This is a genomic window from Kitasatospora sp. NPDC057692, assembly GCF_042799475.1.
Taxonomy (GTDB): domain Bacteria; phylum Actinomycetota; class Actinomycetes; order Streptomycetales; family Streptomycetaceae; genus Kitasatospora.
Genome location: NZ_JBHVIV010000005.1, coordinates 168,983 through 191,853, shown reverse-complemented (window position 1 = coordinate 191,853; position 22,871 = coordinate 168,983). Strand labels below are relative to the sequence as shown.

Sequence of the window (22,871 nt, the reverse complement as noted above, 5' to 3'; positions counted from 1 at the left end):
CGCACTTGTTTTCGACCGCTGGGGGGCAAGTGGCCGGATGGGTCGTGCGGCCAGGGCTTGGAGGACCCCGTAGTCCGGCGGCCGGACGGGGAAGCGATGGAGAAGCTTTGCCGGGCCCGGGGACGGCCGTTTCTCCCTCCTTGCCGAGGGTGTGTACGCCCGCCGGAGGGAGGCCTGGTCACCGAACCGGTTCCGTTCGTGCGGCCCGCAGCGAGGATCGGTTGGCTGCTCGTCGGCCAGGGCTTCGGTCGGGTCTCAGATCTCGCCGAGGGGGATGTTCGGGTTCGCCAAGCGGTCGGCGTTCACCACGCGCTTGGAGACGATCAGGTTGCGGATCGGGTCGGTGACGTCCCAGATGTTCATGTTCATGCCGGCCAGGACTCGGTCGTCCTTGAGCCAGAACGCGATGAACTCGTTGGCCTTCACGTCCCCTCGGAACACGACTCGGTCGTAGCCGTCGGGCTCGACGTAGCCGAGGTATTCCATGCTCAGCTTGTCCCGCGAGGCCACCGGCTCGTTAGGATGCCGGGGTGTCCACTCGGCATCCGTGAAGAAGTAGGGGACGCGGTCGTACGAGGCGGGCTCGCCGAGCATGGCGCGGGCGGCGGTCTGGGGCTGGTTGACGGCGTTGGCCCAGTGCTCGACGCGGAGGTGGCGGGCGAACAGGGGGTGGTAGGCGTTGGCGACGTCGCCCGCGGCGTGGATGTCGGGGTCGGAGGTGCGGAGGTGCTCGTCGGTCTTGACGCCGTTGTCGACCTCCAGGCCGGCCGACTCGGCGAGGGCGGTGTCCGGGGCGATGCCGATGCCCACCACCACCGCGTCCGCCGCCACCGTGGTGCCGTCCGCGAGGCGGACGCCGGTGACCCGGCCGCCCTCGCCGGTCAGCTCGGTGACCTGCACGCCGAAGCGCAGGTCCACGCCGTGCTCGCGGTGCAGGTCGGCGAAGACCTGGGCGACCTCGCGGCCCAGCACCCGCAGCAGCGGGAGCTCGGCCGCTTCCAGGACCGTCACCTGCGCGCCTGCCGTCCGCGCGGCGGCGGCCGTCTCCAGACCGATCCAGCCCGCGCCGATCACCACGATCCGGGCGTCCGCGCGGAACGCCTCGCGGATCCGCTCGCTGTCCTCCACCCGGCGCAGGTAGTGCACGCCGTCCTGCTCCGCCCCGGGCACCGGGAGGCGGCGCGGCACCGAGCCGGTGGTCAGCAGCAGCTTCGCGTACGCCACCTGCCCGTCGTCGGCCAGCGTCACGGTGTGCGCGGCCGGGTCGACGGCGACCACCCGGGTGCCCAGGCGCAGCGTCACGTCGTGCTCGGCGTACCACTGCGGCGGGTGGACGTAGATCTTCTCCCGGTCCGTCTTGCCGAGCAGGTAGCCCTTGGAGAGCGGCGGGCGCTCGTACGGGCGCTCGTGTTCCTCGCCGATCAGCACGATGCTGCCGGTGTACCCGGCCTCGCGCAGCGCCTGTGCGGCCTTCGCGCCGCCGAGGGAGGCGCCGACGATCACGATGGGGCGCTCCCGCCCGCCGCCGTCGGTGCCGCTGCTGTCCGTGCTCATGGTGAACTCCTCGTTCTCCGGCGGAAATCACGGACAGCCTGCCGCCGGTCGGGGGAGCTGTCGAGAGCGTGTCCGGCGCGCCGCGCGGGCTCCCCCGAACGGGTGACGTGCCTGCCGGGGTGCGAAGGGGTCAGGGCGTCATCGCGTCCCGGACCAGCGCGGTGTCGGTGAACTGCTCGAACCGCACGATCCGCCCGCCGCGCACCGTGAAGTGGTGCACCACCCGCACCTCCAGCGGCCGCCGGGTGGCCTTGTGCACCGCCGTGTACCGGCCCAGCACCACCACCTCCTCGCCGGCCGCCACGTACCGGTCGTCGTGGGCCGTCCAGTCCTCCCACTCGGCCGCCAGCCGCTCCATCACCCCGCTGGTGACGCCCTTCGGGGTGCGGTAGGTGCCGGCCAGCGGGAAGCCCGCCATCTCCGTCCACTCCACGTCGTCGGCGAGCGTCGCCCGCAGTGCCCCCAGGTCGCCGCGCGCCGAGGCCAGGTACTGGCGGCGGACCACGTCGGCCGGGGCGTCGGACTCCGCGAACGCGGCCGCGGACCTCGGGATCTCGATCATCGCGCTCAGCCCCAGCTCAGCTCGCCCTTGGCGACCTTCGTCCCGAGGTCGACCGCCAGCTTCATGCCCAGGTCGGGGAAGCGCTTCTCCAGCGCCTCCCTGGCCGCCGCCGCGTCCGGTGCCCGGCCGACCTCCGTCTCGAAGGCCCGCAGGTAGTCCCGGGTGCGGTCGATCGACGAGGTGTCGGTCGGCGCCTCCGCCGTCCGGTGCCCGGCCGCCACGAAGGCCGGCTCCAGCGCCGCCATGCCGTCCAGCAGGTCGATCCAGGCCGCCCGCTGCTCCGGCGTCGGCGTGTCCGCCGTCCAGACGTGCAGCCCCTGGAAGAGCAGCACCCCGCCGAGCACCGCGCGGTGGTGGTGCTGCCACAGGTAGTGCCGGTCCGGCAGGTGGAAGTCCGCGCCGCGCAGCTCGAAGCGGTGCCCCTCGAAGACCAGCTCGTCGCCGTGCAGCACCTCCGGGCGCACCAGCCGGGTCGGCAGCTCCGGCCCCAGGTGCGCCCAGGCCTGCTTCTTGGCGTCGAAGGTCTCCTGGATGTGCTCGACGGTCGACGCGGTGGCCAGGAACCGGGCCTGCGGGAAGACGTCCTGGACCTCCTGGGCGCCGAAGTAGAAGTCCGGGTCGCCGTGGCTGACGAACACCGTGGTCAGCCGCTTCCCACTGGCCCGCACCCGCTCCGCCAGCCGCCGTCCGTCGGAGCGGGTGAACCCGGCGTCCACCAGCAGCGCGTCCTGCGGCCCGGTGACCAGGACGGAGGTCTTGTTGAGCGAGCTGTCCGGGCTGTCGATGACCTCGAAGTCGAGGGCGCTCATGCGCTGTCCTTCCTCACGACCGGGGCCCGGCGCGTGCGCGCACGTGCCTCGCCGCCCAGGATCGGCGACCGGAGTCGCGACCGCATCCCGGGGCCGGGCCCGGTCCGGAACGGCGGGGTCCGGAACGGCGGGGTACGGAACGGCGCGGTACGGAATGGAGGGGCACGGTCAGGCTGCCGGGCGGAGGCGGGCGACGACGGCCGCGGCGAGGAGGGTGGCGGCGGCCAGGACCGGCCACAGGACGCCGGGCCCGGCGGCGAGCAGGGCGGTCAGCGCGGCCGGGGCGAGCGCGCGGCCGACGCCCATCGACAGCTCCCAGCGGGCCAGGGCACGGCCGAGCAGATGGGGCGGGGCGCTCGCGGCGACCAGGGCGGTGCCCGAGCCGGAGTAGAGGATCTCACCGAGGGTGAAGAGGACGGACACCACCGCCACACTGGCCGCCCCGGCGGTGCCGCCGAGCCCGCCGGCCACCCAGAAGCCCAGGTAGGAGAGGGCGAGCGCGAGGCCGCCGACGGCCAGCACGGTGTGCCGGGAGCGGTGGGCGAGACGGAGCACCACGGCCAGCTGGAGGGTGATCACCAGCACCGTGTTGCCCACGAAGACGCCCGAGGACCAGGCGGCGGAGGCGTGCAGGTGCAGCACCAGCAGCGCGGGCAGGGCCACCTCCAGGACGTCGAAGGAGAACGCGAAGGGCAGGTTGGCCACGCTGAGCAGGGTGATCCGGCGCAGCGCCGGGTCCGCGGCGCCCGCCGCGTCCGCGGGGTCCCCGGCCGGCGCGGGCGGCGCCTGGGGAGCGGTCACCCGCAGCGAGTGCACCAGCACCGCCGACAGCAGGCAGGCCACGGCCGTCACCCCGGCGAGCAGCCGCAGCGCCCCCGTGCCGCCCGCCACCGCGACGGTCGCCAGCAGCGCGCCCGAGCCCAGCCCGGCGTTGCGCAGCGTCCGCCCGGCGGCCAGTGCGGCGTCCCGGGTGCGGCCCTCGGTCAGGGTCGAGACGACCGCCGCGTGGGTGGCGGGCCAGGACTGGCTGCCCACCCCGAGCAGGACGGCCGCCGCCACGAAGCCCGCCACGCCGTCCGCCAGCAGCAGGGTCACCGACCCGGCCGCCCGCACCAGCAGGGTCGCCGCCGCCGGCAGGCTGCGCGCGCCCCGGTCGATCCACCGGCCGGTCAGCGGGAGGACGAGCAGGCCGGCGACCATGCCGGCGGACATCGCGAGGCCCGCCGTGCCCGCGTCCAGTGCGAGCACGCCGATGCCGTAGAGCAGCAGGAACGGCCGCAGCAGGCCGGTGCCGAGGGCGTCCACGACCAGGGCGGCGGCGTAGCGCGGGCCGCCGGCGGCGGTGAGCAGGCCGAGCAGGGCGGCCGGGCCGCTGCGGGGTGCGGGGTCGTCGGGAGGGCCCGGGTCGTGGTGGGTCGCCGGGTCGTGGTGGGTCGCGGGGTCGTGGTGGGGCGGCCGCTTCGGGCTCCGGATCGGACTCATGGGCGGTACCGTCCGCCCGCTCCCGCACCCCGGGCACGCGGATTGACGAGTACCGTCAATCCGCGGCGGACGCCCTCGCGGGGGATGACAGGATCGGGAGCGTGAGCCTGACCATCGACATCACCGGCCTGCCCGACGAGCGGCTGCTGTTCACCCCCTCCCCGCTGGCCGAACTCGCCGCCATGCTGCACGTGCTCGCCGAGCCGGCGCACCATCCCGCCCTGCACGGCTGGGCGGCGAGCACCACGGCCACCGTCCCGCCGGCGCTCGCCGAGCGGCTCTCCGAGGCCGACTTCCTCTGGCGCTCCTCGCGCGCCGACTTCCTCGTGCCCGGCCTGCCCGGCGCCACCCTCGCCGAGGAGCTGGACGCCGTCGACCGGCTCGGGGACGAGCAGTACGTGCGCGCCGCGCTCGTGACGACCTGCGGCGTCACCCGGCTCGCGAACCGGAGCGCCTCGCCGCTCACCGACCCGGTCGCCCAGGAGCGGGCCCGCGAGCTGGCCCTGGCCCGCGGCCCCCGGCAGGCGGACTTCGCGGACCGGCTGCTCTCCGACCCGCCGGCCGTCCGGGCGCTGGTGCGGCGGATGCTGGAGGACTGCGCGGACGCGTTCTTCTCCGACGCCTGGCGGCGGGTGCTGCCCGAGCTGGCTGCCGACGCCCGCCGCAAGACGGACCTGCTGGTGCGGCACGGCGCGGCCGAGGCCCTGGCCGCCGTCTCCTCCTCGGTGCAGCTGGAGGACGCCGGCGAGGGGCGGCGCCGGATCGTCGTCGACAAGCTCCAGGACAACACCACCGGCGCGGGCGCCTCCGGCGGCGTCACCTTCGTCCCGTCCGCGTTCGGCCATCCGCACCTGGTGGTGGTCTCCGCCCCCGGCTGGCGCCCGGTGGTGCAGTACCCCGTCGCCGAGGAGGGCCTGCCCGAGCCGGTCTCGCTCGCGGTGGTCCAGCAGCGGCTGGAGGCGCTCGCGCACCCCGTCCGCCTGCGGCTCGCCCGCACCATCGCCCGCGGTCCGCACACCACCGGCGAGCTCGCCGCCGCCTGGCAGCTCAGCGCGCCCGAGGTGTCCCGGCACCTGGCGGTGCTCCGCAAGGCCGGCCTGCTGACCACCCGGCGGCGCGGCCGGTACATGCTCTACCAGCTCGACCTGGCCGGCAGCGCCCGGCTGGGCACCGACCTGCTGGAGGCGGTGCTGCGATGAAGGGGAACACCGGCCCGGCCGGGCACGTTCGAGCGGTCATGACCAGTGACGACGCCGCTCCCGGCGCACCCGAGATCCTCCGCTACGCCGCCTTCGCCGCCGACCCCGAGGGCGGGAACCCGGCGGGCGTGGTGCTGGACGCCACCGGCCTGTCCGCCGAGCGGATGCTCGCGATCGCCGCGGGGATCGGCTACTCGGAGACCGCCTTCCTGACCCCCGACCCGGCGGGCGGCTACGCGGTGCGCTACTTCAGCCCGCTGACCGAGGTGCCGTTCTGCGGCCACGCCACCGTCGCCTCCGCCGTGGCGCTCGCCGAGCGGGTCGGCCCGGGGCGCTACCTCTACCGCACGGCGGCGGGCGAGGTGCCGGTCGAGGTGACCGAGGGCGCGGACGGCGGCCTGCGCGCCACCCTCACCAGCGTCGAGCCGCACGTCACGGAGACCGACGCGGCGGACGTCGCCGAGGCGCTGGCCCTGCTCGGCTGGGCACCCGAGGACCTCGACCCCGCGCTGCCGCCCCGCTACGCCTACGCGGGCGCCCGGCACCTCGTGCTGGCCGCCGCGACCCGGGAGCGGCTGGCCCGGCTGGCCTACGACTTCGACGGCCTCGCCGCCTTCATGACCGCCCGTGACCTGGTCACCCTCCAACTGGTCTGGCGCGCCGCCCCCGACGTCTTCCACGTCCGGAACCCGTTCCCGGTCGGCGGCGTCGTGGAGGACCCGGCCACCGGCGCGGCGGCGGCCGCCTTCGGCGCCTACCTGCGCGGCCTCGACCCGGCCGGCGCCCCGGACACGGTCACCCTTCACCAGGGCGAGGACCTCGGCCGTCCCGGCCTGCTCCACGTCGACCTGCGCACGGCGGCCCCGCGCGTGCGGGTCTCCGGGGCGGCGGTGGCCATCCCGTAGGCGCCGGGGCCGGTGGCTTCGGGCCCCGGGGCCGACGGGTCAGGCCTCGGCGGCCGCCGCCTCCTCCGTCCAGACGCCCTCCGGGTGGGCGTCGACCGGCAGCCAGAGGCGCGGCTGCGCCCGGCAGCCGGGGGAGGCCTCCGGGTCCCAGGGCCAGCGGTGGTCGCGGTCGGGCCAGACGAGCTGGAGCACCGGGACGGGGAGGCGGCGGTAGAAGCCGACGGCCGTACCGAGCAGCGGCCGGTGCCAGCCGGGGTCGACGGGTTTGACCAGCAGCCGGTACCCGTCGATCACCCCGGTGAGCAGGCCGTCCGGCTCGGCGGACGCGCCCTCGCGCAGCCGGTCCACGGCCTCGTTGAGCCAGTTCATCTGGCCGTACGCGTCCAGGCCGAACATGGCCAGCTCCGGGAGCCGTTCACTGTGCCAGCGGCCCACGGTGAACGCCCAGTCCGGGACGGACCCGCCGCCCGAGACGCCGACCACGTGGTGGCCGTGCGCCAGGACGTCCCGGGCCTCGCGCCGCCAGTGCCGGGAGACGCGGGGCGCACCGCCCCGGCGGCGTGCCCGGATCCTGCCGGAACGGTCCGGTCCGTCGGCGGCGCAGATCACACAGGGGCAGGCCTCGGTGGCCGCGGGAACGAGGGGTGTAGCCATGCGGACCATCAAAACACGCAGGTCAGGGCGGTGATCCGGCGGGGCGCGGGCTGTCGCCGCAGCCCGCCCCGGACCGCTCCCCGGAAAATCGGTCGCGCGGGCGGGACCGGTGAGGGACCCTGCCACGGTGAATCAGGCGAACGTTCGGACGGTCGGTGTCCATCTCACCCACGGCGGCGACTACCTGGGGCCGGTGGGCCCCTTCGAGGTGGGGGAGCCGTGGTGGTCGTCGACCGGGGCGGTGGTGGAGCGGGTCTCGGCCGAGGTCGGGGCACCGGTGGCGGTGGTCCGGCTGGTCGGGGTGACGGGCGGTGAGGGCGGCCGCGACGGGCACACCGTGTACCACGTCGAGGCGCTGGAGCGCCCGGACGGACGGGCCGCGCGGCCGCTGGACACGGCGACCGGGGCGCTGCTGGGACCGGCCGAGCGGCGGGCCGGCTGGGCCACGCCGGAGGGGCTGCGGGCGGCGCTCGACTGGGCGGAGGGTGCGCTCGCGGCGGTCGGACGGCCGGTCACCGGGCGCGCCGAGCAGGTCCGCACCTGGAACCTGTCCGGTCTGTTCCGGCTGCCGACGGCCGCCGGCCCGGCCTGGCTGAAGGTGATCAACCCGGCGTTCAACGCTCGTGAGGGGGAGGCGATCGCGCTCTTCGGCGCGGCCGACCCGGCGCTGGTGCCGGTGGTGCTCGCCGCCGACCCGCCGCACGGGCGGGTGCTGCTCGACGAGGTACCCGGGGAGGACTGCTGGGGCCCGTCGGCGGAGGAGGTGGCGGACGTCGTGCCGCGGCTGGTGGCCGCCCAGGCCGCGCTCGCGGCCGACGGCCGGGCCGCCGCGGCCGGGCTGCGCGACCGCACCCCGCGGGCGCTGGCCGTCGCCGTTCCCGCGCTGCTCGACCGCCTGGCAGCCGGGTCGGAGCTGACGGACGGCGAGCTCTCCGCCGCCCGGGCGCTGGCCGCGCGGCTGCCCGCCCTGGTCGCGGAGCTGACCGCGTGCGGGCTGCCGGAGACCGCGGTGCACGGCGACTTCCACCCCGGCAACTGGCGCTCCGACGGCGGCGGGCCGGTCGTCATCGACTACGCGGACACCTGCCTGGGCCACCCGGCGATGGACGGGCTGCGGCCGCGCGGGTACGTCGACGAGGAGCGGTGGGACCAGCTGGCCGCGGTCTGGGCGGACGCCTGGCGGGAGCGGGTGCCGGGCTGCGCGCCGGAGCGGGCGCTGGAGCTGGCCGGTCCGCTGTTCCACCTCGGCTACGCGCTGCGCTACCAGGAGTTCCTGGACCACATCGAGGACAGCGAGCGCCCGTACCACGAGGGCGACCCGGCCGCCGAGGTGCGGCGCGCCCTGGAGGCGGCCGGCTGAGTCGCCCGGGCGGACCGGGCCGGAGGGCGCCCCGACGGCGTCGGCACCGCGCCGGACGGGGCGCGGCGCCGACGGCGGGTCAGCCGCTCGGGCTGATCCGGCGGCCGTCCCGGGCGCCGTACAGGGTGAGCGCCTCGACCGGGCAGTAGTCGACCGCCTCGGCCAGCTCCGGGGTGAGCGGTTCCCCGGCGGCGCCGGTCGGCTGCTCGCGCAGCGGCCGGGCCAGGCCGTCGGCGCCGAGCGCCAGCGACGCGGGCGCGGTGAGCGTGCACATGGCCGAGCCGATGCAGCGGTCGCGGTCCACCTGGACGATGACGGCGGGTGCGGTCCGTGGATCCGTCACCAGGCGACCTCCAGACGCTGCGGGCTGCGGGTCAGCTGACCGCGCCGCCACTCCACGGCCTCCTCCGGCGCGGCGAGCCGCAGCGCGGGAAGCCGCCGGGCCAGCCGGTGCAGGGCGAGCTCCAGTTCCATCCGGGCCAGCCAGGAGCCCAGGCAGTGGTGCGGCCCGGCGCCGAAGGTGTACGAGGGCGCGGGCAGCGGGGAGAACAGCTCGGTCGCCAGGTCCCCGGTGAACACCGAGGTGTCGGCGTTGGCGGCGGAGACGTGGGCGGCGACGACGCTTCCGGCGGGGATCGGCACCCCGCCGATCTCGATGTCCTCGATCGCCCGCCGCAGCAGGCCGGGCATCACGTCGGCGTCGCTCAAGGGGACGGCGCGCAGCAGCTGTTCGGTGGCGGCCGCCGCGCTCCGCTCGTCGGAGGCGAGTTGCCGCCAGGCGTCCCGGCCGTCGCCGAGGAGGTAGAGCAGGGCGTTGCCGAGCGCGGTCATGGTGGTCTCGTGACCGGCCACGACCAGGCTGACGACGAGCGTGACGAGCTGCTGCTCGGTGATCTCGGGGGTGTCGGCGGCGGCCGTGAGCAGGCTGCTGACCAGGTCGTCGCCGGGGGCGGCGTGGCGCTCGGCGATGATCTCGGCGCTGAATCCGGCGAACTCGTCGATCGCGGTGCGGATCGCCTGCGGCGAGTAGGCCGTGGTGGCCAGGGCGTGGTCGCTCCAGTGCTCCAGCCGCTTGGAGTCGAGGTGGTCCAGGCCCATCAGCCGGCTGATCACGGCGATCGGCAGCGGGCGGGTGTAGCCGGCGACGACGTCACCGGGCGAGCCCCGGTCGATCAGCTCGTCCAGCAGGCCCTCGATGACGGAGGCCACCCAGGGGCGCCAGCGGGCGATCGCCCGCGGGGTGAACGCGCGCTGCACGGTGCGGCGCAGTCGCTGGTGGTCGACGCCGTCGATGTTGAGCAGCGCGGTCGGGTCGTCGAGCAGATTGGGGACGACGGTGACGGGCGGGGCGTCCGGGGCGAAGAGCGGGGCGCGGCCCAGGCGCGGGTCGGTGAGCACCTGTCGGACGTCGGGGTGCCGGGTGACCAGCCAGACCGGGGTGCCGGTGGGCAGGGCGGCCAGGCGGGGCGGGCCGGGGTCGAGCAGGCGCAGGCAGTGCAGCGGGGGCAGGACGGCCTGGGCGCTGCCGGGGTCGGGGGCGGTACCGGTTCGGGAACCGGTGGCACTGTTCTCGGCGGACATCCGTACTCCAGACTCCAGTGCGGTGGCCGCGGGGAGGGCGGCCGGCGGGGGGTGGATCCGGGCGGGGCGCGGGGGACGGGCGGTGGTGCTCGACGAGCCTGCCGAAGGGGCCTGGTTGCGCTCCGACCGTACGTGGGCGACGGGCCGCCGTCAGCGAGGATTCCAGCCAACGCCCGGACGCGGCCGGGGCGGTGAGGGCGCGACGGCGACGGGGGGCGCTCGGCGGCCACCGTGCGCCCCGGAGCGCACCGGCCGCTCTCCCCGCGGCCGGCCCTACGGCAGGCGACGGGGTCGGCCCCGGGGCGCGCCACCGCGGTGAGCCGGATCACCGGGGGCGCTCCCCGGCTCCCCGCCGCCCCGGGCGTTACGCTTCGTGGGCGAGTCACCCGACTCGTGTCGACCGACCGCGTCGACGCAGGTCACGCCGGTGCAGAGCGGCACCGGCCGACGGAGGTGGAACCGGATGGCCCAGCAGGTCAAGGCAGTGATCGCACGCGCCAAGGGCGCGCCCGTGGAGGTCACGACGATCGTCGTGCCCGACCCCGGGCCGGGCGAGGCGGTGGTGCGGATCCAGGCCTGCGGCGTCTGCCACACCGATCTGCACTACCGCGAGGGCGGGATCAACGACGAGTTCCCGTTCCTGCTCGGCCACGAGGCCGCGGGCATCGTGGAGACCGTCGGCGAGGGCGTCACCGAGGTCGCGCCCGGCGACTTCGTCGTCCTCAACTGGCGCGCCGTCTGCGGCCAGTGCCGGGCCTGCAAGCGGGGGCGCGCCCAGTACTGCTTCAACACCCACAACGCCAAGCAGAAGATGACGCTGCTGGACGGCACCGAGCTGTCCCCGGCCCTGGGCATCGGCGCGTTCGCGGAGAAGACCCTGGTCGCCGCCGGCCAGTGCACCAAGGTGGACCCGGCCGCCGACCCGGCCGTCGCCGGGCTGCTCGGCTGCGGCGTGATGGCGGGCATCGGCGCCGCGATCAACACCGGCAACGTCGGCCGCGGCGACACGGTCGCCGTGATCGGCTGCGGCGGCGTCGGCGGCGCGGCCGTGCTGGGCTCCCGGCTGGCCGGCGCGTCGAAGATCATCGCGGTGGACATCGACGACCGCAAGCTGGCCACCGCCGAGAAGCTCGGCGCCACCCACACCGTCAACTCGAAGGCCACCGACGCGGTCGAGGCGATCCGCGAGCTGACCGGCGGCCACGGCGCGGACGTGGTCGTCGACGCGGTCGGCCGCCCGGAGACGTACCAGCAGGCCTTCTACGCCCGCGACCTGGCCGGCACCGTCGTCCTGGTCGGCGTGCCGACGCCCGAGATGAAGCTGGAGCTCCCGCTGCTCGACGTGTTCGGGCGCGGCGGCGCGCTGAAGTCCTCCTGGTACGGCGACTGCCTGCCCTCGCGGGACTTCCCGATGCTGATCGACCTCTACCTCCAGGGCCGCCTGGACCTCGGCGCCTTCGTCAGCGAGACCATCGGGCTGGACGCGGTGGAGCAGGCCTTCGAGCGCATGCACCACGGCGACGTGCTCCGTTCGGTGGTGGTCCTGTGAGCACCGGGACCGCCCGCGTCGACCGGCTCGTCACCGCCGGCACCTTCGACCTCGACGGCGGAAGCTGGGAGGTGGAGAACAACGTCTGGATCGTCGGCGACGACAGCGAGGCCGTGGTGATCGACGCGGCCCACGACGCCGCCGCGATCGAGGAGGCGCTCGCCGGGCGCCGGCTGCTCGCGATCGTCTCCACCCACGCGCACAACGACCACATCGACGCCGCCCCGGAGCTCGCCGCGCGCACCGGCGCGCCGATCCTGCTCCACCCGGACGACCTGCCGCTGTGGAAGCTGACCCACCCGGACCGCCTCCCGGACGGCGAACTCGCCGACGGGCAGCGGATCGAGGTCGCGGGCACCGCGCTGACCGTGCTCCACACGCCCGGCCACGCCCCGGGCGCGGTCTGCCTGTACGCCCCGGACCTCGGCACGGTGTTCACCGGTGACACCCTCTTCCACGGCGGCCCGGGCGCGACCGGTCGGTCGTTCTCGCACTTCCCGACCATCATCGACTCCATCCGCGAGCGGCTGCTCACGCTGCCCGCCGACACGGTGGTCCGCACCGGCCACGGCGACCCGACCACCATCGGCGCCGAGGCCCCGGCCCTGCCGGAATGGATCGCCCGCGGCCACTGAGGCGGGTCCGACCGGTCCCGCCGGGCGGTGTCGGACCCGTCCTGGGCGCGCGGGAGCGTCGCGCCGCCCACGACCCGGGCCCGGCGGCCGTCCGCCGGGCCCGGGCACGTACGATCGCGGGCATGGCCCATGATCCGCGCGCGCTCGACGACGCCTTCCTCGCCTTCTGGCGGGAGAGGCACATCTCCACCCTCACCACCCGGCGCCCGGACGGCTCGCCGCACGTGGTGCCGGTGGGGGTGACGTTCGATCCGGAGACCGGCCTCGCGCGGGTGATCAGCAGCCGTACCAGCCGGAAGGTGCGGAACGTGCTGGAGGCCGGGGCCGCCGGGCAGCGGGTGGCGGTCTGCCAGGTGGACCGGGCGCGCTGGTCGACGCTGGAGGGCGTCGCCGTGGTCCGCGACGCGCCGGAGGCGGTGGCCGACGCGGAGCGCCGGTACGCCGAGCGCTACCGCGAGCCGCGGGTGAACCCGGACCGCGTGGTCATCGAGATCGCGGTGGACCGGGTCCTCGGCCGGCCCTGACAGGAACACGCGGCGTTCCGTTTATCCGGCGTTGATCGTCAGGTCCTACCGTCGGGGCATGAACGAGGGAACAACGGGGGACCGGGGCGTGCGGGCCCCGGCCGAGGGGGGCCGGATGACGGCCGAGGACGCGGACCGGTTCCGGGTGTTGCTGGCCCGGCTGGAGGACTCGCTGGCGGCCGACCGCCGCACCGCCACGGGCCCGGGCCGCGATGGATGAGCGCCGCCCGGCCGCGCGCGTCGCGGTGCTGCCGCTGTGGCAGCGCGGCGCGCGGACGGGCGACTCCGGTCGAACGGCCTTGCTCGGCGGGCTACTTGGCGAAGCGGACCTCGGGGAACCTGGGCGAGGGCCGGTCGAGCAGCGGGGCCGGACGGCCGAGCAGGTGCCGGTCGAAGAAGGCCCCCAGGTAGGCGCGGGTGGCGGCCAGCGCGCGGTGGCTGTCGACTGAGCCGTAGCTCTCCCGGTAGTACCCGGGTGGCAGGTACTCCTCCAGGTGGAGGTCGTCGACCATCCAGTGCGAGTCGGAGAAGGACAGGTGCCCGCCGGCGGGCAGGTCCACCCAGTAGCGGGGGCCGGTGAACCGCTTCCAGTTGTCCTCCCAGTTCCGGGTGGACTCCGGTGAGGAGCCGACCCCGGCGCCGAACAGCAGCGCCGGGCGGCCGGTGTCGTCCCCGGCCGGGATCCAGATGCTGCCGTCCAGGTTGGCCGCGGCCTTGATCCGCGGGTCCTCGCGCATCGCCTCCAGGGCGGCCGCCCCGCCGATCGAGTGCCCGGCGGCGCCGATCCGCGAGGCGTCGATGCTCAGGCCGCGGACCGGGCCGCCGTGCCCGGGCCCGGTCAGCCGGTCGATCACGAAGCGCAGGTCGGCGGCCCGGGCGCGGGACGACTTCGCGCCGAACTCCGGGTCCGTCTGCTCCTGCCCGCAGGCCCGGCAGGACTCGATGCGGCCGCCGGGGAACTCCACCGAGGTCTCGTAGGTGGAGTCGACGGCGGCCACCGCGTAGCCCCGGGAGGCGAACTCCTCGCCGAGGGCGGTGAGGGTGGTGCGGCTCATGCCGAAGCCGGGGGAGAGCAGGATCAGCGGATGCCGTCCGGCGGCCGGCCGGGCGTCGGCCACCGCTCCGGTCCGCAGCGTGGCGGGCTGCTCCAGACCGTACAGCGCGCGGGACAACTCCGGCGACACATAGGGCGGGTGGGTGCCCCGGGCGGATTTCGCGGGGTACCAGAAGGTGACCATCAGCTCGCGGGTCGGGGCATCGGCGCGCCACGGGTCGGGACGGCTGGAGTCGACCAGGCGGGCGGAGGCCGTCCCGACCGGCCGGTGCGCGGTCGGCGTGGGGACACGCGGTCCGGAGGGGTGGGCGGCGCTCGCGGCCGGGGCGGAGTCGGCGGTCGGGGCGGAGCCGGCGAGCGCGGAGGCCGGACCGGCCAGGGTCAGCACCAGGGCGGTGGACATGATCGTCAGGGCGGCGGAACGCCGCCGTCGGTTCTTCGACATGACGCCACGTTAGGTTCCGGTCCGGCCCCGGCACGTCGATCCACCGGGGGAGCGGCGGTACGCCGCGAGGGGGAGCCGCCCCGGCCCGCGGGGCGCCGTCGGGCCGGGTCCGGCTCCACCTGTGGGTGTGCCCCGAGGGGCCGGTTCTCAGCAGTCGCAGCCGCAGTCGCAGCCGTCACAACCGTCGCAGCAGCCGCTGCAGCAGTTCGCGTTCTCCCCGCAGCACTGGCAGGCGTCGCAGCAATTACCGCAGTCGCAGCAGTCGTGCCGGGTGCAGAACCCCTCGCGGGGCTCGCCGGTGAACGGGTCGTCGTGGTTGCAGCAGAGCAGCTGGCAGGTGCAGCCCATCAGCGCCCACATGGCGCAACCCGCCAGCAGGTTGCGGCGGTTGGGCGGCGGCGCGCCGGGCGGGGTGAAGCCGGGGCCCTGCGGCACCCACGGCGGGACCGGGGCGCCGGGGTCCTGCGGCGGGGCCTGGTCCGGGTCGTGCCGGGGCGGCGCCTGGTAGGGGTTCGCGGCGAGCGGTGCGCCGCCGTCCTCGGTCCCGGTCCGGCAGGCGGTGTGCCCGGCCCGGCCGAAGACCCGCTCGACGGCGCGCTCGGTCTCGTGCGCGAGCAGCACGTGCACCAGGGTGCGGTCGGCCAGTTCGACGTCCCGGAGGGCGAGCCGGATGCCGTGCACGGCGTCCCGGCAGAGCCGTTCGGCCTCGGCGCGGTCGGTGCCGGTCGCGGTCAGCGGGTTCCAGGCGCCGCTCGCGGCGTCGGCCGTCTGGTCCTCGGCGGCGTCCAGCAGGTGCGCGAGCCGCCCGAACAGCCGCCCGGCCTCGGCCAGCGGCGCCGCGTTGCCGGGCCGTCCGGCCAGCGCGGCGGTGTGTGCGAAGGCGGCGGCGGTGGCGGTCTCGGTGGGCTCGGTGACCAGCAGCACCGAGCCGCCGACCGGCAGCGCCCGCTCCAACTCGCCCTGCCGGGAGGCCGCGTCGAGCAGGACGGCGGTGTCGAAGCCGACCACCGAGGCGCTGCCCGCGCTCTTGCGGTCCCAGCGCCGGGTGACCGCCCGGGCGCCCGCCGCCACCGGCCGCCGGGCGAAGACGCCGTCCCGGTCCTCGACGTGGTCGCGGATCTTCACCGAGGCGAGCGCCAGCGAGACGGCGGCGGCCAGCCGGGCGCCCTCGCCCTGCGCGACGGAGGCGGTCCGCATGCCGCGCAGCGGGCAGGGGCCGGCGGTCCGCCGTCCGGCGCCGTCCCCGGCGGCGGCCTGCGCCTCGACCAGCACCGAGATGATCAGCCCGTCGTAGTTGGTGGCGGTCCGCGCCAACTGCCCGTGGTCGTCCCGCAGGGCCAGGCAGAGCCCGCAGAGATGGGCCATCCAGCTCGCCTGCAACCGCTCGGAGAGGCGGTGGCGGCACGGTCTGATGATGCCGAACATGTGGTTCCCCCGTGTCTCGCGTGGGCCACCCGGGCCCGTGATCGCGCACATCATATGATCGCCAGCCCGCCTGCTCGGAACCCCCGCCTCCTCGGAACCCCCGCCTCCTCGGAACCCCCGCCTCCTCGGAACCCCGGCCTGTCGGAGCCTGCGGCGGACGGCGGGTCCCTCCCGGCCCGCAGCCGACGGGCGCCGGGAGTCCCGCGTTTATTCGTTGTCCATCGCCGCCCGACACCATGCGACTCGGACATTGCCGCGCGAACCGGTCCCACGGGACCGCCGGTTCGCGCACGGAACGCGGAGGACCACGTGAGCAGAGCCCTGAACGCCGACGAGCAGGAGGTCCTGGAAGCGCTGATCGACCGGGTCGAGCGGATCGTCTCCCTCGGCACCGCCGTGGAGCTGGCCGGAACCACCGTGCTGAGCGGCCCCGGTCCGGCGCCCGACTACACGCTGTTCCACCAGCGTTTCGCCCTGCTGGGCCACCGGATGCGCGAACTGCGGTTCGTGGTGCGGGAGGACCTGCCCGACACGGTCGGGGCGAACGCGGTCATCAGCGACGGCCCGTTCCCCTCGGTGCAGGAGATCCAGCTCCGCCCGGGCATGGTCGGCCCGGGCACCCGCACGCTGACCGCCCGGGCGCTCACCCTGGTGCACGAGCTCGCGCACAGCCTGAAGGAGGGCCTGACCCACCCGGTCAAGGACTACGCGTACCGCACCGGCTGGGCGTGGGGCCACCTGCCGGCCGTGCTCGCCCAGGACAACGCCGACACCTATGCCGAGGCCGCCGCGCTGCTCGCCGAGCGCGACGAGGACGCGTGGGGCCAGTACCAGGTGCTCGGCCGGGTGGCGGCCCAGCGCGGGCGGCTGCTGCGGCGGGAGGGGGTCACCACCCTCGGCTCCGCGCTGGCCTGGCTGGACATCGTGGTCAACCGGGCCTGGGTCCGCGCCAACGACTGCGCGGGTTTCGCCGAGGTCGCCTTCGGCGAGGCCCGGTGGAACACGCCCGAGTGGTCCGTCTGGCAGCACCACGCCCCGCTGCTCGCGCTGGAGCAGTGGCTGGAGCTCTGGGGGTTCATCGGCGAGCGGCGCCCGCACGACGGGGCCGTCGGCCTGCGCGCCGAGGACCGCGCGGCGGTGGCCGAACTGTTCGGCTACCTGAGCGAGCTGAAGCACGCGGTGGACCGGATCGACCCGGTGCCGGTGGAGGAGGGCGACCGGATCGTGTACGACCTGACCTCCGGGGCCCTGCGGATCCCGCGCGCCGCGGTGAACCGCGGGCCGCTGGCACTGGCCAACCTCGTGCTCGGCGCGCTGGTCGAGGCGACGGCCGCCCGGCCGGCGGCGGAGCGGTTCGGCAGGATGGGGCGGGAGGTCGTCCACGCGCTGGTGGGCGAGGACCGGTGGGAGGAGCGGGAGGCCGTCGCCACGCTCCGGACCGCCTTCGCGGGCGTCCCGGCCGTCCAGCCGAGCGCCGACCAGTGGGCCACCCTGGCCATCGAGCTGCAGGCGGCCGTCCTGGAGGACGTGCGGACCCGGTGGGAGGGGCTGTCCCGGTACATCCCGGTGGTGGCCGCGATGCCGGAGGAGGTGGACCGGAAGGTCCTGGGGGAGCTCGCGGTGGCGTTCGGCGAGGACGTCGACCTGCTCCACACCCTCAACGGGCGGATGCCGGTCCCGCGGCCGCTGGTCACGAACCTGATCGGCATGCTGACCGCGGTGACGCCGTACCTGGTGAAGGCCGAGGAGCGCCAGCAGGCGGAGCTGGCGGCCCTGGAGGCGCGGCTGAGGAAGCTGCTCTAGGGAGCTCGGAGGATGATCCCATATCCGGGATAGCATCACGGATATGGGAATCGACACGGCCGCCGACGAGAGGTTGGCGGAGCGGCTCGCCGAACTGCGGGTCGAACGCGGATGGACGCTGGAGGAGTTGGCGCGGCGGGCGGAGGTCAGCCGGTCGACCCTGTCGCGGGTCGAGCGGGCGGAGGTGAGCCCGACGGCGGCGCTGCTCGGGCGGCTCTGCGCCGTCTACGGGCGGAGCATGTCCCGGCTGCTCGCCGAGGTGGAGGCGGCGCCCGCGCAGCTGGTGCGGGCGGCCGACCAGCGGGTCTGGCGGGACGAGGCGACCGGGTTCCTCCGGCGCTCGGTCTCCCCGCCGCACGGCTCGCTGCGGGCCGAGGTGATCGAGGGGCTGCTGCCGCCCGGCGGCGACATCGCCTACGACAAGCCCTGCGACGGCGGCCGGGAGCACCACCTCTGGCTGCTGGAGGGCCGGCTGGCGCTCACCGTCAACGGCGACGAGCAACTGCTGGAGGCCGGCGACTGCCTGCGGTTCGTCCCCGAGACCACCCGCTTCCGCTGTCCCGGCCCGGCCCCGGCCCGCTACGCCCTGGTGGTGGTCGAGCCGTGAGCGGGAGCGCCGCGATACCCGGGGCACCGGCCAAGGAGCGGTTCGACGCGGCCGGGCGGCGGGTGCTGCTGGTCTGCGTCGCCGGCGGGTTCACCACCCTCATCGACCAGTCGGTGCTCAACACCTCGATCCCCGCGCTGCGCGAGTCGCTGCACGCCCAGCCCGCGCACCTGCAGTGGATCGTGGCGGGCTACTCGCTCTCCTTCGGCCTGGCCCTGATCCCCGGCGGACGGCTCGGCGACGTCCGGGGCCGCAAGTGGTTCTTCGTCGGCGGCCTCGCCCTGTTCACCGTGGTCAGCCTGCTCTCCGCGACCGCCACCGAGCCGTGGGTGCTGGTCGCCTCCCGGCTGCTCCAGGGCGCGGGTGCCGGACTGGTGAACTCCCAGATGATCGGCACCCTCCAGGACGTCTTCCGCGGCCAGCTGCGGGCCCGGGCGCTGGGGATGTACGCGGTCACCGGCGGCCTCGCCTTCGCGCTCGGCCCCCCGGTCGGCGGGGCGGTGATCGCGGCCGTCGGGCCGGAGCACGGCTGGCGGCTGACCTTCCTGCTGAACGTCCCGTTCGGGCTCGCCACCGTGGTGCTGGCGGCCCGCCACCTGCCGCGACCGCGCCCCAGCACCCGCAACGCCGACCTGGACCTGGTCGGGCTGCTGCTGGTCGGCGCGCTGACCCTGGCGCTGATGCTGCCGTTCGTCCAGCCGCCCGGCTGGGCGGGCTGGCTCGGCTTCGCGGCCGCCGCGGTCGTGCTGCTGGGCGCGCTGGCCTGGTGGCAGCGCCGCTACGCCCGGGCCGGCGGCCACCCGCTGATCCACCCGGCGCTGACCCGCTCGGCGCCGTACGCGCTGGGCACGGCGGTGGCGATGGCCCAGTTCGGCTCCTCGCTGGCCGCCGGGCTGGTGCTGACCATGTTCCTGCAGGACGGGCTCGGCCTCCCGCCGATCGGCGCGGCCCTGGTGGCGCTGCCCTCGGCGGTCGCGATGGGCTTCGCCTCGGCGGTCGCCTGGCGGGTGGTGCAGCGCTTCGGCCGGCGGACCGTCACCGCGGGCATGGCCGGCTCGGCGCTGACGATGCTGACCGGTGGCCTGGTCGCGCTGTGGGCGCCGGCCGGCTCGCTGCCCTGGCTGCTCGCGCTGCTGCAACTGCTGGGCGGCGCCTCGATCGGGCTGATGGGGGCGTCCAACCAGGCCTTCGTGCTGCGCCACGCGCCGGCCGAGGCGGCAGGGGTGGGCGGGGCGATCCTGCAGATGGCCCAGCGGATCGCGGCGGCGGTCAGTGTCTCGGCGCTCTCCGGGGTCTACCTGCGGGCGACCGGCGGGGGCGGCGGGCACCGGTCGGCGTACGCGTGGACGAGCGGCGTCTGCGCGGCGGTGGCCACGCTCGCGGTGCTGGCCTCGGTCCTGGCGGGCCGGGCGACGGCGCGCGAGGAGGCGGCACGGGAGGCCGCTGCGGCGGTGGACGGGCCTGTGGTGGAGCCCGCCGCCCGGGAGGGGACGGCGGCGTCGGGCCGGGCGTCCGGCTGATCCGGACGGCGGGCGACGGGCGACGGGCGACGGCCGGGCCCGGTGCGTCCGGGCCCGGCCGGGGCGGTTCAGACGCCGTGCTCGGCCGGGAGCCGGCCCGCCCGGATCGCCGCCACCAGGTCGGCGTGGTCGGCCTCGGTGCGGTCCGCGTACGCCACCGCGAACGCCGCGACCGCCTCGTCCAGCGCCTCGTTCTTGCCGCAGTAGCCGGTGATCACCCCGGGGTCGGCGGTGTGCGCGTGGGCGCGGGCGAGCAGGGCGCCGGTGATCCGGGCGTAGTCGTCCAGCTGGGCGGGCAGCAGCGCCGCCGGGTCCACGCTGCCCTTGCGGTTGCGGAACTGCCGCACCTGGTAGGGGAGCCCGTCCACCGTCGTCCAGCCCAGCAGGGTGTCGCTGACCACCTGCATCCGCTTCTGGCCGAGCACCACCCGGCGGCCCTCGTGGCTGTCCGGAGCCGTCACCGGGTACCCGGCCCGGGCCAGGTACGGCAGCAGCACCGACGGCCGGGCCTCCTTCACCTGGAGCACCAGCGGCTGCTCGCGGTGGTCGGTCAGCAGCACCACGTACGAGCGGGTGCCGACGCTGCCGGTGCCCACCACGCGGAACGCCACGTCCTGCACCCGGTGGCGGGCCAGCAGAGGGTGCAGCTCGGCGGGCACCGTGCGCACGTACGGGCCGAGCGCGGTGGCGACCGCCGCGGCCGTGGCGTCCGGCACCTCGCCGAGCACCGGAGGTGCGGCGGTGAACCGCCAACCGCCGTCCTCGGAGCGGACGGTGGACTTGGCGGCGAAGCGCGCGCCGGTGTTGCCGAGCGCCTTGGCGCCGACCTTCTCCAGCACCTCGGCCAGGTCGTGCGCCTGGGCGAAGGAGACCAGCTGGTCGTCCGCGACGGCGTTCCAGGCGTCCAGCGCCGACAGCTTGGCCAGCGTGCGCATGGTGCGGCGGTACGCCCCGACCGCGTCGAAGGCGGCCTTGCGGGCGGTGGCCTCGTCCGCGCCGACCTCCCGGCCGGCCAGCACCAGGCTCGCGGCGAGGCGCTTGAGGTCCCACTCCCAGGGGCCGGGCACGGTCTCGTCGAAGTCGTTGATGTCCATCACCAGCCGGCCGCGGGCGTCGCCGTACAGGCCGAAGTTGGCGGCGTGCGCGTCACCGCAGAGCTGGGCGACGGTGCCGCTGGTCGGCGTGCCGGCGAGGTCGGCGGCCATCAGCCCGGCCGAGCCGCGCAGGAAGGCGAACGGGGTGGCGGCCATCCGGCCCAGCCGGATCGGCACCAGCTCGGTGAGGCGGCCCGCGTTGGACGCCTCGATCGCCTCGACGGCGGTCGGCCGGTCGGCGGCCGGGGCGAACTCGGCGTGCCGCTCGCGCGGGCTGCGCTCGCGCAGGGCCTTGCCGCGCGCCCGGGCGCCGCCGTCCCGGCCCGGCGCGAACCCCTCGACGCTGAACCGCCGCCCGGGCGCCTGCCCGGCCCGCGCCCCGTTCGCCGGTATCCCGGACCCGATCACCGTCTCGGTCAGCTGCGTCACTGCGCCCCGCCCTGTTCTGAAGTCGTTCCCGCCCGCGACCTGCGCGGACCCGGCCCCGTTCGGGCCGGCCAGCAGGCTACCGGGCCGCTCGCGCGGCCTGTCGGCAGGGAGGGACGCCGGGAGGGCCGCGGACGGTTCCGGGACGCGCCGTACCGGCGGCGACGGGCGGGCGATCGGGGCTCGGCGCCGGGCCGGAGGCTAGGGTGCGGTGATGGACGATCTTCGGGGGCGGTGGGCGGTCCGGGGCCTCGCCGCGGCGGCGGCAGCGCTGACCGTGGCGGCGGGGCTCGGTGTGCGCGCGGTGGCCGGCGGCGCGGCCGCCAAGTACGCGGGCGACGCGCTCTACACCGTGCTGCTGTACACGCTCGTGGTGCTGCTCGCGCCGCGCCTGCGGCCGTGGGCGGCGGCGGCCTGGGCGGCCGGGCTGAGCTGGGCCGTCGAACTGTTCCAGCTCACCGGCGTCCCCGACGGCCTGGCCCGGCACAGCGCGCTCGCGCGGCTGGTGCTCGGCAGCACCTTCAACCCGCCGGACCTGCTCTGGTACCTCGTCGGCGCCGCCCTGGCCGCCCTCGCGCACCGGGGCGCGCGGGCGGCCTGACGCTCCGTCAGGGCGGCGTCATCGGAACGGTCCCGTCACAGCGGCAGCAGCTCCGGCCGCTTGGCCTCGACGTGGTCGCCGGAGGACTCGCCGCGCAGCCGGCGGCCGACCCACGGCAGCAGGAACTCGCGCGCCCACTGGAGGTTCTCCCGGCGCTGCTCGGCGGGGGAGGGCACCGGGGCGGACGGCCACGGCGCCTCCGGGTCCTGGGCGGTGCGCAGGCCCAGCGAGCGGGCGGCCAGCAGGGCGACCCGCTGGTGGCCCTCGGGGGACAGGTGCAGCCGGTCCTCGCTCCACGCCCGGCGGTCCTGGACGGCCCGCAGCGACCACAGGTCGGCCACCTTGCAGCCGTGCCGGTCGGCGACCGCCCGCATGTGGCCGTTGTAGGTGGCGATCTTGCCGCGCAGGTGCTTGAACAGCGGCACGCCGCGGGTGTCGAAGCCGGTGCAGATCAGCACCGTGCCCGCCGAGCCGGCGAGTTGGACGACGGCGGCCTCGAACCGCTCGGCCACCTCGTCGGGGTCGCTGCCGGGCCGCAGGATGTCGTTGCCGCCCGCGCAGAAGGTCACCAGATCCGGCTGGATGCGGCGGACCTGGGGCACCTGCTCGGCCACGATCTGGTCCAGCAGCCGGCCGCGCACCGCGAGGTTCGCGTACCGGAACCCGCCCGGCGGCCGGTCCGCGGCGAGCAGTACCGCCAGCCGGTCGGCCCAGCCGGCGAAGGCGCCGTCGGCCGCCGGGTCGTTCAGCCCCTCGGTGAAGCTGTCCCCGAGGGCGACGTACGAATCGAGGTCAAGGGTCTCCTGGAGGTTCGGCATGAAAGAGATAGTTCACCTTCTGAAGTGACCTACGCCACCGTAGGTGGCCGGTGGCGGTACGTGAGATCGGCCACGTGTCCTGGTGCGCGCCCTCGTGCGCCGGGGACGCGCGGGCGGACGCGCCGGGTGCGCGGGGGAGTTGCGCCGTCCGGTCGGCCGGCCCGGGTGTGCGAACGGTCCCGCCGGGGCAGCCGCCCTCTGGGCCGCGAGGCGCCGGTGCCGGCCGTCACCCGCGCCCCGTTCCCGACGGCCCGCGTCCGGTCC

General features: G+C 76.0%; 22 protein-coding genes. 11 read left to right on the top strand and 11 right to left on the bottom strand.

Annotation, left to right across the window (positions count from 1 at the left end; translation table 11 throughout):
* Nucleotides 1-255: 255 nt before the first annotated feature.
* From ACFVFS_RS05005 to ACFVFS_RS04990, 4 genes are all read right to left on the bottom strand, one after another.
* On the bottom strand, nucleotides 256-1,554 hold the full coding sequence (locus ACFVFS_RS05005; protein WP_380620240.1) for an NAD(P)/FAD-dependent oxidoreductase: 1,299 nt from the start codon (nucleotides 1,552-1,554) through the stop codon (nucleotides 256-258).
* Between the two features lie 130 nt (nucleotides 1,555-1,684).
* Nucleotides 1,685-2,116, bottom strand: coding sequence for a nuclear transport factor 2 family protein (locus ACFVFS_RS05000; protein WP_380620237.1), 432 nt, complete (start codon nucleotides 2,114-2,116; stop codon nucleotides 1,685-1,687).
* Nucleotides 2,117-2,121: 5 nt separating this feature from the next.
* Nucleotides 2,122-2,925, bottom strand: coding sequence for an MBL fold metallo-hydrolase (locus ACFVFS_RS04995; protein ID WP_380620234.1), 804 nt, complete (start codon nucleotides 2,923-2,925; stop codon nucleotides 2,122-2,124).
* Between the two features lie 168 nt (nucleotides 2,926-3,093).
* On the bottom strand, nucleotides 3,094-4,407 hold the full coding sequence (locus ACFVFS_RS04990; protein WP_380620232.1) for an MFS transporter: 1,314 nt from the start codon (nucleotides 4,405-4,407) through the stop codon (nucleotides 3,094-3,096).
* A 101-nt stretch (nucleotides 4,408-4,508) separates the two neighbouring features.
* Here ACFVFS_RS04990 and ACFVFS_RS04985 point away from each other — a divergent pair, with 101 nt between their 5' ends.
* Both ACFVFS_RS04985 and ACFVFS_RS04980 read left to right on the top strand, forming a co-directional pair.
* Nucleotides 4,509-5,606 carry a DUF5937 family protein gene (locus ACFVFS_RS04985; RefSeq protein WP_380620230.1) on the top strand — a complete coding sequence of 366 codons (1,098 nt, stop codon included), beginning with the start codon at nucleotides 4,509-4,511 and terminating at the stop codon, nucleotides 5,604-5,606.
* 38 nt (nucleotides 5,607-5,644) lie between these two features.
* Nucleotides 5,645-6,511, top strand: a complete 867-nt coding sequence (locus ACFVFS_RS04980) for a PhzF family phenazine biosynthesis protein (protein WP_380620227.1) — start codon at nucleotides 5,645-5,647, stop codon at nucleotides 6,509-6,511.
* A 39-nt stretch (nucleotides 6,512-6,550) separates the two neighbouring features.
* Here the strand turns inward: ACFVFS_RS04980 and ACFVFS_RS04975 are convergent, their stop codons facing one another.
* Nucleotides 6,551-7,165, bottom strand: coding sequence for a DUF4262 domain-containing protein (locus ACFVFS_RS04975; protein ID WP_380620225.1), 615 nt, complete (start codon nucleotides 7,163-7,165; stop codon nucleotides 6,551-6,553).
* A gap of 127 nt (nucleotides 7,166-7,292) precedes the next feature.
* Between ACFVFS_RS04975 and ACFVFS_RS04970 the strand changes: the two genes are divergently transcribed.
* A complete protein-coding gene (locus ACFVFS_RS04970; RefSeq protein WP_380620223.1) occupies nucleotides 7,293-8,525 on the top strand; it encodes a phosphotransferase family protein in 1,233 nt (410 codons plus the stop codon).
* A gap of 79 nt (nucleotides 8,526-8,604) precedes the next feature.
* On the opposite strand, the gene ACFVFS_RS04965 is transcribed toward ACFVFS_RS04970, so the two are convergent.
* Both ACFVFS_RS04965 and ACFVFS_RS04960 read right to left on the bottom strand, forming a co-directional pair.
* On the bottom strand, nucleotides 8,605-8,868 hold the full coding sequence (locus ACFVFS_RS04965) for a ferredoxin (RefSeq protein WP_380620221.1): 264 nt from the start codon (nucleotides 8,866-8,868) through the stop codon (nucleotides 8,605-8,607).
* Nucleotides 8,865-10,106, bottom strand: a complete 1,242-nt coding sequence (locus ACFVFS_RS04960) for a cytochrome P450 (protein WP_380620218.1) — start codon at nucleotides 10,104-10,106, stop codon at nucleotides 8,865-8,867. Before ACFVFS_RS04960 ends, ACFVFS_RS04965 begins: the two co-directional genes overlap by 4 nt.
* Nucleotides 10,107-10,569: 463 nt before the next feature.
* Between ACFVFS_RS04960 and ACFVFS_RS04955 the strand changes: the two genes are divergently transcribed.
* The 4 genes from ACFVFS_RS04955 (at nucleotide 10,570) to ACFVFS_RS04940 (ending at nucleotide 13,034) form a co-directional block, all read left to right on the top strand.
* Entirely contained in the window at nucleotides 10,570-11,655 is a 1,086-nt protein-coding gene (locus ACFVFS_RS04955) for an S-(hydroxymethyl)mycothiol dehydrogenase (protein WP_380620215.1), read from the top strand.
* A complete protein-coding gene (locus tag ACFVFS_RS04950; protein ID WP_380620213.1) occupies nucleotides 11,652-12,290 on the top strand; it encodes an MBL fold metallo-hydrolase in 639 nt (212 codons plus the stop codon). The genes ACFVFS_RS04955 and ACFVFS_RS04950 overlap by 4 nt, the downstream gene beginning before the upstream one ends.
* 122 nt (nucleotides 12,291-12,412) lie before the next feature.
* Entirely contained in the window at nucleotides 12,413-12,814 is a 402-nt protein-coding gene (locus ACFVFS_RS04945; protein WP_380620210.1) for a pyridoxamine 5'-phosphate oxidase family protein, read from the top strand.
* 58 nt (nucleotides 12,815-12,872) lie between these two features.
* Entirely contained in the window at nucleotides 12,873-13,034 is a 162-nt protein-coding gene (locus tag ACFVFS_RS04940) for a hypothetical protein (protein WP_376084675.1), read from the top strand.
* Nucleotides 13,035-13,125: 91 nt separating this feature from the next.
* Here ACFVFS_RS04940 and ACFVFS_RS04935 read toward each other — a convergent pair whose 3' ends face one another.
* Both ACFVFS_RS04935 and ACFVFS_RS04930 read right to left on the bottom strand, forming a co-directional pair.
* On the bottom strand, nucleotides 13,126-14,313 hold the full coding sequence (locus ACFVFS_RS04935; RefSeq protein ID WP_380620208.1) for an alpha/beta hydrolase family protein: 1,188 nt from the start codon (nucleotides 14,311-14,313) through the stop codon (nucleotides 13,126-13,128).
* A gap of 147 nt (nucleotides 14,314-14,460) precedes the next feature.
* Nucleotides 14,461-15,738, bottom strand: coding sequence for a DUF5685 family protein (locus ACFVFS_RS04930; RefSeq protein ID WP_380620206.1), 1,278 nt, complete (start codon nucleotides 15,736-15,738; stop codon nucleotides 14,461-14,463).
* 309 nt (nucleotides 15,739-16,047) lie between these two features.
* Between ACFVFS_RS04930 and ACFVFS_RS04925 the strand changes: the two genes are divergently transcribed.
* From ACFVFS_RS04925 to ACFVFS_RS04915, 3 genes are read left to right on the top strand one after another with little or no spacing between them, the layout of a single operon-like run.
* The gene (locus ACFVFS_RS04925) at nucleotides 16,048-17,541 is read left to right on the top strand and encodes a hypothetical protein (RefSeq protein WP_380620203.1); all 1,494 of its coding nucleotides are present in this window, start codon (nucleotides 16,048-16,050) and stop codon (nucleotides 17,539-17,541) included.
* A 43-nt stretch (nucleotides 17,542-17,584) separates the two neighbouring features.
* Nucleotides 17,585-18,148: a helix-turn-helix domain-containing protein gene (locus ACFVFS_RS04920; RefSeq protein WP_380620202.1), complete on the top strand. Its 564-nt coding sequence runs from the start codon at nucleotides 17,585-17,587 to the stop codon at nucleotides 18,146-18,148.
* Nucleotides 18,145-19,668, top strand: a complete 1,524-nt coding sequence (locus ACFVFS_RS04915; RefSeq protein WP_380620201.1) for an MFS transporter — start codon at nucleotides 18,145-18,147, stop codon at nucleotides 19,666-19,668. The genes ACFVFS_RS04920 and ACFVFS_RS04915 overlap by 4 nt, the downstream gene beginning before the upstream one ends.
* A 68-nt stretch (nucleotides 19,669-19,736) precedes the next feature.
* Here the strand turns inward: ACFVFS_RS04915 and ACFVFS_RS04910 are convergent, their stop codons facing one another.
* Nucleotides 19,737-21,191 (bottom strand): DUF2252 domain-containing protein, encoded by a 1,455-nt coding sequence (locus ACFVFS_RS04910; protein WP_380620199.1) that lies wholly within the window; start codon nucleotides 21,189-21,191, stop codon nucleotides 19,737-19,739.
* A gap of 211 nt (nucleotides 21,192-21,402) precedes the next feature.
* On the opposite strand from ACFVFS_RS04910, the gene ACFVFS_RS04905 reads away from it, so the two are divergent.
* Complete coding sequence (locus tag ACFVFS_RS04905) at nucleotides 21,403-21,789, top strand: DUF2809 domain-containing protein (protein WP_380620198.1); 387 nt, start codon at nucleotides 21,403-21,405, stop codon at nucleotides 21,787-21,789.
* Nucleotides 21,790-21,824: 35 nt separating this feature from the next.
* Here ACFVFS_RS04905 and ACFVFS_RS04900 read toward each other — a convergent pair whose 3' ends face one another.
* A complete protein-coding gene (locus ACFVFS_RS04900) occupies nucleotides 21,825-22,607 on the bottom strand; it encodes an SGNH/GDSL hydrolase family protein (protein WP_380620196.1) in 783 nt (260 codons plus the stop codon).
* Between the last annotated feature and the right edge of the window lie 264 nt (nucleotides 22,608-22,871).